Consider the following 8,839-nt stretch of genomic DNA (forward strand, 5'->3'; position numbering starts at 1 on the left):
GGTGCTCCGGGGCGCTGTTCCGCGGCAGCCGCTTCCCTTGCCGCGGGACACGAACCGGCGGTGCCGGTCGGCGCGGTGGCCGGTGGGGTTCGCTGTGGTTCCACCACAGGAGTCACCGGCCCGGAACCAGAGTGCCCTGAGATACGGGTGGGGCGGGTGCGGTTCGCCACCATGTCACCGCCTTGTAAGGAACCACACACCCGAAGGGGCGGTCCGGCGGACCGCCCGGAGGGCCGGGAGGGCCGAACCTCCGCACGGCACGATCCCTCCACAACCTGCCGACCCGCATCAACCGGGCTCCCGTACACGGCACATGACGCACCCTTCAAAAAGTGAACCGCGGTCCCCCGCGGACGGAGCCGCCCGCCGTCGCGATCCTCCCGCGGGTCGCCCGGCCGGGCCGGTGACGCGAGCCGACGTCGGGCTCCACCACACCGCAGCGATGAACGGCCCTGCCGCACTGCCCAGTTCGGGTGTCGACGCACCCTGCGGACGTTCAACTCCTCGCGCCCCCAGCTGATTTCAAAGGGTTCTTTGTTTCACATCTTGACGACTTTGGTGCAGACCTTTAGGTTCACCGATCACCAAGACTCCATGAATGCATTCGTCGTTCACAGACTTGAACCCCCCACTCTTGCAGGAGCGTCCCCCATGTCCAGATTTCCCCTGCCCGGATCCAGAAGAAGGTCCGGTCGCCACCGGACGACCAGGCTGCTGACGGTGACCGCCCTCGTGGCGACAACGGTGTCGGGCCTGACCCTCGCCTCGCAGAACGCGGTCGCCCGGAACGCCGCGGTCGCGCAGGCGGCCGCGGTGCCGACCGGCTGGGCCACCGTCGTCAACGCGGGCAGCGGCAAGTGCGTCGACGCGCGCGCCGCCGGAACCGCGAACGGTACGGCGGTCCAGCAGTACGCCTGCAACGGCAGCCAGGCCCAGCAGTGGCAGTTCGCCGCCACGTCGAGCGGCTACTCCCAGGTCGACAACCGGGCCGACGCGACCAAGGCCTGGGACATCACCGATGTCTCGACCGCGGACAGCGCGCTGGTGCAGCTGTGGGCGTACGGCGGCGGCACCAATCAGCAGTGGCAGGCCGTGGCGGAGGCCGGCGGGGCCTACCACTTCGTGAACCGCAACAGCGGCAAATGCCTCGACGTGCCGAGTGCCTCCACCGCCGACAGCGTGCAGCTCCACCAGTACACCTGCAACGGCACGGCGGCCCAGTCCTTCTACGTCAACGCGGTGGACACGCAACAGCCGCCCGGCACACCGGACCTGGGCCCGAACGTCACCGTCTTCGACCCGTCGACCCCGGCCGCCACCATCCAGAGCAGCCTCGACTCGGCCTTCTCCCAGCAGGAGACCAACCAGTTCGGCACCGCCCGCAAGGCCTTCCTCTTCAAGCCCGGCAGCTACAGCGCCAACGCGAACGTCGGCTTCTACACCCAGGTCGCGGGTCTTGGCCTGTCCCCCGACGACGTCACGATCCGGGGCACGGTGCACACCGAGGCGGACTGGTTCCAGGGCAACGCGACCCAGAACTTCTGGCGTTCGGCGGAGAACCTGTCGGTGACTCCCCCGTCCGGCTCGGACCGGTGGGCGGTGTCGCAGGCCGCGCCGTACCGGCGGATGCATCTGCGCGGCAATCTGGCGCTGGACGACGGCGGCTGGTCCAGCGGCGGCTACATGGCCGACACGAAGATCGACGGTCAGGTCAACTCCGGTTCGCAGCAGCAGTGGCTGTCACGGAACACCGAGTGGTCGAACTGGACCGGCTCCAACTGGAACATGGTGTTCGTCGGCGCGCGGAACGCCCCCGCGAACAGCTTCCCGAGCCCGCCGTACACGACGGTGGACCAGACGCCGGTCTCCCGCGAGAAGCCCTTCCTGTACGTCGACACGGCGGGCGCCTGGAAGGTGTTCGTACCCTCCGTGCGCACCAACTCCACTGGTACAAGCTGGAGTTCGGGGGCTCCCGCGGGCACGTCCCTGCCACTCTCCGACTTCTTCGTGGTGAAGCCGGGCGCGACGGCGGCGCAGCTGAACGACGCGCTGGCCCAGGGCAAGAACCTGCTGGTGACGCCGGGTGTCTACCACCTGGACCAGACGCTCAAGGTCACCAGGGCCGGCACGGTGGTGCTGGGCCTCGGTCTCGCCACGGTCGTCCCCGACAACGGCATCACCGCCATGACGGTGGCCGACGTGAGCGGTGTGCACCTGGCCGGGCTGCTGATCGACGCGGGCACCACCAACTCCGCGCAGCTGCTGGAGATGGGGCCGAGCGGCTCCTCCGCGGACCACAGCGCCGACCCGAGCTCCCTGCACGACGTGTTCTTCCGCATCGGCGGCGCGGGCGTCGGAAAGGCCACCACCAGCCTGACCGTCAACAGCGACGACGTCATCGGCGACCATCTGTGGCTGTGGCGCGCCGACCACGGCAGCGGGGTCGGCTGGACGAGCAACACGGCCGACACCGGGCTCGTGGTGAACGGTGACGACGTGACCATGTACGGCCTGTTCGTCGAGCACTACCAGAAGCACCAGACCATCTGGAACGGCAACGGCGGCCGCACCTACTTCTACCAGAACGAGATGCCCTACGACCCGCCGAACCAGGCCGCGTGGATGAACGGCTCGACGCAGGGCTACGCCGCCTACAAGGTCGCGGCCTCCGTGACGAGTCATCAGGTGTACGGCTTCGGCAGCTACTGCTACTTCAACGTCAACTCCTCCGTCGCCGCCGAGCACGCCATCGAGGCGCCCAGCAACGCGAACGTGCGCTTCAAGGACATGGTGACCGTCTCGCTGGGCGGCACGGGCACCATCCGGCACGTCGTCAACGACCGGGGCGGGCCGTCCAACTCCTCGACCAATGTCGCCAACCTCGTCAGCTACCCCTGACATGCACGGGAAGGAAATGCGGATGCGCATCAGCGAGTCCGGTCCGGCACGCGGCGTCCTGCGGGTCCTCGTCCTGCTGGCGGCCCTGTTCGGCCTCGCGGCACCGCCCGCCGCGCACGCGAGCGGCACGGCGGCCCCGTTCAAGGTGCTCGCCCTCTACAACGGCACCTGGGACGCCGCCCACATCAGCTTCGTCCACGAGGCCAACGACTGGTTCCCCAAGCAGGCCGCGGCCAACGGCTTCACCTACACGGCCAGCAACAACTGGGACCTGCTCAGCAACGGCGGCGTGAACGCGTACCAGGTCGTACTGTTCCTCGACGACCTGCCGCAGACCGCGGCCCAACGCGCCGGTTTCGAGCAGTACATGCGCGGTGGCGGCGGCTGGCTGGGCTTCCACGTCTCCGCCTTCACGACCGACGCGCAGAGCTGGCCGTGGTATCACAACCAGTTCCTCGGCACGGGGAACTTCCGCTCCAACACCTGGGGTCCGACCACGGCCGTCCTGAAGGTGGAGGACCGGACGCACCCCTCCACCGCGAACCTGCCCGCGGCCTTCACCTCGTCGGTCAGCGAGTGGTACAGCTGGTCCAACGACCTGCGGCAGAACCCGGACATCCGGATTCTCGCCTCGATCGATCCCAGCAGCTTCCCGCTGGGCACGGACCCCAACCAGACCTGGAACAGCGGCTACTACCCGATTCTGTGGACCAACGCGAAATACCGCATGCTGTACGCGAACTTCGGTCACAACGCGATGGACTACGCGACGAACACCACGCTGTCGTCGACGTTCGCCAGTGCGACACAGAACCGGTTCCTGCTGGACGGGCTGAAGTGGCTCGGCGGGGCGGGCACGCCGGTGCCACCGGCGGATCCGATCTCCGAGACCACCTGGTACTCGCTGGCCAACTCCGGCAACGGCACCTGCGTGGACGCCCGTGCGGCGGGCACGGCGAACGGGACCGCGATCCAGCAGTACGCGTGCAACGGCACGCAGGCGCAGCAGTTCCAGTTCCGCTCGACGGACAGCGGCTACACGCGGATCACCCTGCGCCCCGATCCGCAGCAGGTCGTCGATGTGACCGGCCGCTCGACGGCCGACAACGCGCCGTTGCAGCTGTGGAGTTGGTCGAGCGGTCAGAACCAGCAGTGGCAGCCGGTGAAGGAGAGCGGTGGGCGCTACCACTTCACCGCCCGGCACAGCGGCAAGTGCCTGAGCGCGGCGGCCTCCGCGGCGAACAGCGTGCAGCTCACCCAGCGCGCCTGTGACGGCTCGGCCGCGCAGAGCTTCGCACTCACCGCGCAGCCCTGACGGATCGATCCACGAAGGTGCCCCCGTCGCGTGCGCGCGGCGGGGGCACCTTTCGGGGCGGGTCGGACGGCCGGGGTCGGCGTGCCCGCGCGGCGTCACACCCGGCGCCACCGCGCCATCGCGAAGGAGAACAGTCCGAACAGGACCAGCCCCAGGGCGACGCAGACCAGCAGCCAGGGACCCATCGGCGTTCCGGCGAAGGACCGCAGCGTGTCGTCCATCCCCTTGGCCTTGTCGGGTTCGTAGTCCACGGCGGCCCGGACCGCGAAGACCCCCGCCGCGGCGAACACCGCGCCGCGCGCGGCCCCGCCGCCCACCCCCGCCGTGTCGACGGCCCGGCGGATCCGTCGCGACATCTCGCCGAGCTTCAGATGCTTGTGGTACTTGCGCATGACGGCCCGTGCGGCGATCCAGACGCCCGCCACGACCAGCCCCACACCGGCGGCGCCGACGATCCACTGGCCACCGGGCACGCCGAGCGCCTTGGCCGTGACATCGCGGGACTGCTTGTCGCTCGAACCGCTGCCGCGCGAGCCGGCGGCGAAGGAGAGCACGGAGTAGGCGACGAACCCGTAGAAGACAGAGCGCGCGGCCGCCATCAGGCGCTTGCCCACCGCGCCGCCGTCCTGCCCGGCGCCACCGAACACCGCCTCGGACAGCCGCCACAGCGCCATGCCGACGAGGCCGGCGCCAAGGGCCCACAGGAGGGCGGCCCCGAACGGCTTCGAGGCGATCTCCTGCAGGGCGCCGCCCCGGTCCGCCTGCCGACCGCTGCCACCGAAGGCGATGCGCAGGGCCAGCACGCCGACCAGGGCATAGATCACCCCTCGCGCGGCCAGCCCCGCCCGGGCCGCGCCTTCCCGCGCCGAGCCGGTCGCCGCGCGGCGGGCGCCGATCTCTCCGTTGCGGGCCACCGACCCGGCGTTCACACGGACCGCGTCTCGTGTGCCGTACTCGAATCCAGCCGCAGCTTCATCTGAACCTCCTGGTCACCGGCCTCCGTGCCCAGCTCCTGCACGGCGAAGGCGGCACCGAGGGCCTCTCGCAGACGCTGCGTCGCGAGAGGGCCACCCTGCGCCTCCACGGTCGGTTGCCCCGAAAGTTCCGCGACAGACCCGGCAGCACGCCCCGGATCACCGGCCGTGTCGAACAGGGCGGTCCACACCGTCGGCCGGCCACCCTCGGACTCGTGGGGCTCGTCCGCGCTCTCCCGGTCCGCGGTGAAGCGGCCGGACAGGACGGCGAGCACGCTGCGGGCATCGGCCGCGGAACAGTCGCCGAGCATCACATGAACCGTTGACGCGGGCAGTTGTTGCACGCTCATGAAAACCCTCTCCCTCGCGTCGGTGAACGGACACGCGCGCCCGCGAACGAGCACGTCGTGATGCACAGACGGGTACCCAGCGACCCCGCGTGAAACGGGGACCGCAGACATTGCTTGCGCCGATACCCGCCCAGGTCAAAACGGTCCGTGAGCTATGTTGAGCTTCGTGGGACATGAAGGAGGCGCACCGGTGCCATCGCCGCAGCAGGCACGCGCACAGGCATCCGCGATCACCTCGGGAAAGACGGCTCCCGAGGCGGGCGTGGCACCCACGTCCCAGCTCAGGGAGCTGTTCGACGGCCCCCGGCTCTCCCCGGGCCAGCGGCGTATCGCCCAGTACCTGATCGAGCACATCACCGAGGCGGCCTTCCTGTCGATCACCGACCTCGCCGAGCGGGTGGGTGTGAGCCAGCCCTCGGTGACCCGCTTCGCGGCGGCGGTGGGGTTCAGCGGTTACCCCGCGCTGCGCGAGCGGCTCCAGGCGATCGCGCTCAGCACCCTGGGCAGCACACCGGGAACCCCGGCCGAGGTCACGAGCAACGAACTCCAGGCGGCGGTGGACGCCGAGATCGAGAACCTGGAGAACCTGCGGCGGGACTTCGCCGATCCCGACGCGGTCATCCGGGTCGGACGGGCCCTGTCGAAGTCGGCGCCGCTGACGGTCCTCGGACTGCGGATCTCCGTCTCACTGGCCGAGTACTTCGCGTACGCCGCCCGCCGTATCCACCCGGACGTCCGGCTGGTGACGCGCGGCGGCTCGGTCGCCTACGACGCGCTGCTCCAGTCACGCGAGGCGGGCGGCACCTGGGTCCTGGCCTTCGGGATGCCGCGGCACGCCCAGGAGACGCTCACGGCGATGCGGGTCGCGCGCAGCGCGGGCCTCCAGGTGGCCCTGGTCACGGACCTCGGGCTCGGCCCGCTGGCCGACGAGGCCGATGTCACCTTCGCCACAGGCACCGGCTCCCGCCTCGTCTTCGACTCCTACGCGGCGCCCGTGGTGCTGTCGGCGGCGCTGCTCCAGGCCATGACCGACGCCGATCCGGAGCGCACGCAGGCGCGCCTGGAGGAGTACGAGCAGGTCGCCGAGCAGCATCAGTTCTTCCTGAAGGACTGACCCCCCCCAGCACCGCCCCGCGGACGGGGCCCGCGACGGCTCGGGCCGGCTCGCGGCACCGGCAGAACCCCTTTCCCGTACCGGCTGTCACCACGGCATCACGGGATCATTCGTATCAAAGCGCGCATGAATGTTTTCATGTCCTTGCGCATCCGGCGGTATATATAAATACTTCTTGCGGATCGCGACCCGGAGGCCTCCAGGTCACGACCCATGACCACCCGGGGCCGTCCGCTCCTACCCGCATCGGGTCCCGGGTGATCGAGCGGGTCTCGCCTGCGAGGCCCGTGGTGGCGGCCCCGGTCATCCCCTATGCCGGGGCCGCCCCAGAGTCCCCCGCCGACGTAACCCGGAAGCGATGAACATGGCCCTGACGTATTCACCGATCACCTCGGACTGGCCGTGCCAGGTCAAGACCCCCGGCAGCTTCGACTGGGAGCGATCGGCGGTGAAATGGCTGCGCGAGCTGGTGCCGAGCCGCTACGCGAGCTACCCCGTCCTGCACAAGCACCCCGTCCTGCTCGCCCGCCACGCGCACCTGCAGGTGCAGCAGGAGATACGCGTCGCCCGCACGGCACTGCAGACCGCCCGCTCCGAGCTGCCCGGCCTCGGCCTGCACGAGGGGGTCATCGAGCACACCATCAAGCTGTACGCCGCCGAGCTCATGCAGCTCCAGCACATCGCCCGGAGCATCCGCACGGTGTCCCAGGCGCTGGTGGACCACGCCCACCCGCGAAACTGAGGTCCCGGGCCCTGACGTGGTCCGGCAGGACCGAGTCCCAGGGAGACGGCGTGGACACTCCGAGGCAGCAGACCGACGGCGCCCGTGGAAGCGACGATCGCGCACCCGCCGCACCTCTCGACGTGCGGTGGATCCACGGATCGCCCTCGGCCAAGCACAACACGGATCCCGACATCCAGGTCCACGCCTACGACGAGCACACGGTGATCCTTCGCCAGAACATGGCGATCGACTACGAAGCGCCCTTCATGTTCCTGCTGTTCGGCACGGCACGGGCCGTCCTGATCGACACGGGCGCCACGGCCTCCGCCGACCACTTCCCGCTCCGGCGCGTCGTCGACGAGCTGATGGCGTCGTGGTCGGCCGCGCATCCCCGGGACGACTACGGGCTGCTGGTGCTGCACACCCATCCGCACGGCGACCACATCGCGGGGGACGGCCAGTTCACCGGCCGCCCCGGCACCGAGGTCGTGGACGCGGCCCGCGACAGCGCCTGGGACTTCTTCGGGTTCCATGACGATCCCGACGCCGTCGCCCGGGTCGATCTCGGCGGCCGGGTGCTGGAGTGTCTGGCCACGCCGGGGCACCACGAGGCCGCGGTGACGTTCTTCGACCCCTGGACCGGGCTCCTGCTCACGGGCGACACGGTCTATCCCGGGCGCCTGTACGTCGAGGACTGGCCCGCCTTCACCCGCACCATCGACCGCCTGATCGACTTCTGCGCACGCCGCCCCGTCACGCACGTGCTCGGCTGCCACATCGAGATGTCCCGGGAACCGGGGCGGGACTACCCCGTACGCACCACCTACCAGCCCGACGAGCCGCCCCTCCAGATGACGACGGATCAGCTGCTGGACATCCGCCGGGCGACCGAGTCCGCCGGGCTGCGACCCGGTCGGCACGTGTTCGACGACTTCGTCATCTGCCGCCGCGACACACCCGGGGCGGCCCGGTCCTGACGCCTCCGACCCCGGCACGCGCGCACGGATGGCCGTATCCGGGGCGGTAGCCGGGGCACGAGCGGGCACACGGAAAGGAGTAACACCCCGACAAGAGCCCTGGACGGACGCATGGATTCGATCTCATGGAACGTGGTCCTCGTCGTCGCGGCCCTGGGAGCCGTCGCGCTCGGCGTGGCGCTCGTGCTGCTGCTCCGTCTCGTGCGCACCCGCCGTGACCTGCGGCGGGCCGGACTGCCGACCGGACCTCGCTGGGTGTTCTGGGGCGCCGTCGCCTATCTGGTGCTGCCGACGGACCTGCTGCCCGACCCCGTCTACCTGGACGACATCGGCGTCATGCTGCTCGCCCTGCGCTCGCTGCGCGCCGCCCAGCCCCGGTAGCCACCGCGCGCTCCGCGCCGGCCCCGGCGGAGGACCCGGTGCGGCCGCGGCCCCGGCCCGCACCCCGACACCGGGGCCCACGGAAGCGCGGCGGCGGGGGGACGAC

At 70.4% G+C, this 8,839-nt stretch carries 8 protein-coding genes; 6 read left to right on the forward strand and 2 right to left on the reverse strand.

Annotation, left to right across the window (positions count from 1 at the left end):
* Positions 1–651 precede the first annotated feature (651 nt).
* Both ACWD68_RS38265 and ACWD68_RS38270 read left to right on the forward strand, forming a co-directional pair.
* Entirely contained in the window at positions 652–2,898 is a 2,247-nt protein-coding gene (locus ACWD68_RS38265) for an RICIN domain-containing protein (protein ID WP_451811076.1), read from the forward strand.
* 22 nt (positions 2,899–2,920) lie between these two features.
* Positions 2,921–4,213: a ThuA domain-containing protein gene (locus tag ACWD68_RS38270; protein WP_451811077.1), complete on the forward strand. Its 1,293-nt coding sequence runs from the start codon at positions 2,921–2,923 to the stop codon at positions 4,211–4,213.
* 95 nt (positions 4,214–4,308) lie between these two features.
* On the opposite strand, the gene ACWD68_RS38275 is transcribed toward ACWD68_RS38270, so the two are convergent.
* Together ACWD68_RS38275 and ACWD68_RS38280 are read right to left on the reverse strand one after the other, a co-directional pair.
* On the reverse strand, positions 4,309–5,127 hold the full coding sequence (locus ACWD68_RS38275) for a DUF1206 domain-containing protein (RefSeq protein WP_451811078.1): 819 nt from the start codon (positions 5,125–5,127) through the stop codon (positions 4,309–4,311).
* Between the two features lie 11 nt (positions 5,128–5,138).
* Positions 5,139–5,537 carry a hypothetical protein gene (locus ACWD68_RS38280; RefSeq protein WP_451811079.1) on the reverse strand — a complete coding sequence of 133 codons (399 nt, stop codon included), beginning with the start codon at positions 5,535–5,537 and terminating at the stop codon, positions 5,139–5,141.
* Positions 5,538–5,727: 190 nt separating this feature from the next.
* On the opposite strand from ACWD68_RS38280, the gene ACWD68_RS38285 reads away from it, so the two are divergent.
* From ACWD68_RS38285 to ACWD68_RS38300, 4 genes are all read left to right on the forward strand, one after another.
* Positions 5,728–6,651: a MurR/RpiR family transcriptional regulator gene (locus tag ACWD68_RS38285; protein WP_451811080.1), complete on the forward strand. Its 924-nt coding sequence runs from the start codon at positions 5,728–5,730 to the stop codon at positions 6,649–6,651.
* A 358-nt stretch (positions 6,652–7,009) separates the two neighbouring features.
* Positions 7,010–7,393 (forward strand): hypothetical protein, encoded by a 384-nt coding sequence (locus tag ACWD68_RS38290; protein ID WP_389499347.1) that lies wholly within the window; start codon positions 7,010–7,012, stop codon positions 7,391–7,393.
* 50 nt (positions 7,394–7,443) lie between these two features.
* A complete protein-coding gene (locus ACWD68_RS38295; protein ID WP_451811081.1) occupies positions 7,444–8,352 on the forward strand; it encodes an MBL fold metallo-hydrolase in 909 nt (302 codons plus the stop codon).
* A gap of 111 nt (positions 8,353–8,463) precedes the next feature.
* Positions 8,464–8,733, forward strand: a complete 270-nt coding sequence (locus ACWD68_RS38300) for a DUF1232 domain-containing protein (RefSeq protein ID WP_451811082.1) — start codon at positions 8,464–8,466, stop codon at positions 8,731–8,733.
* Positions 8,734–8,839 lie beyond the last annotated feature (106 nt).

It is taken from the genome of Streptomyces sp. NPDC005141 (genome assembly GCF_053599975.1).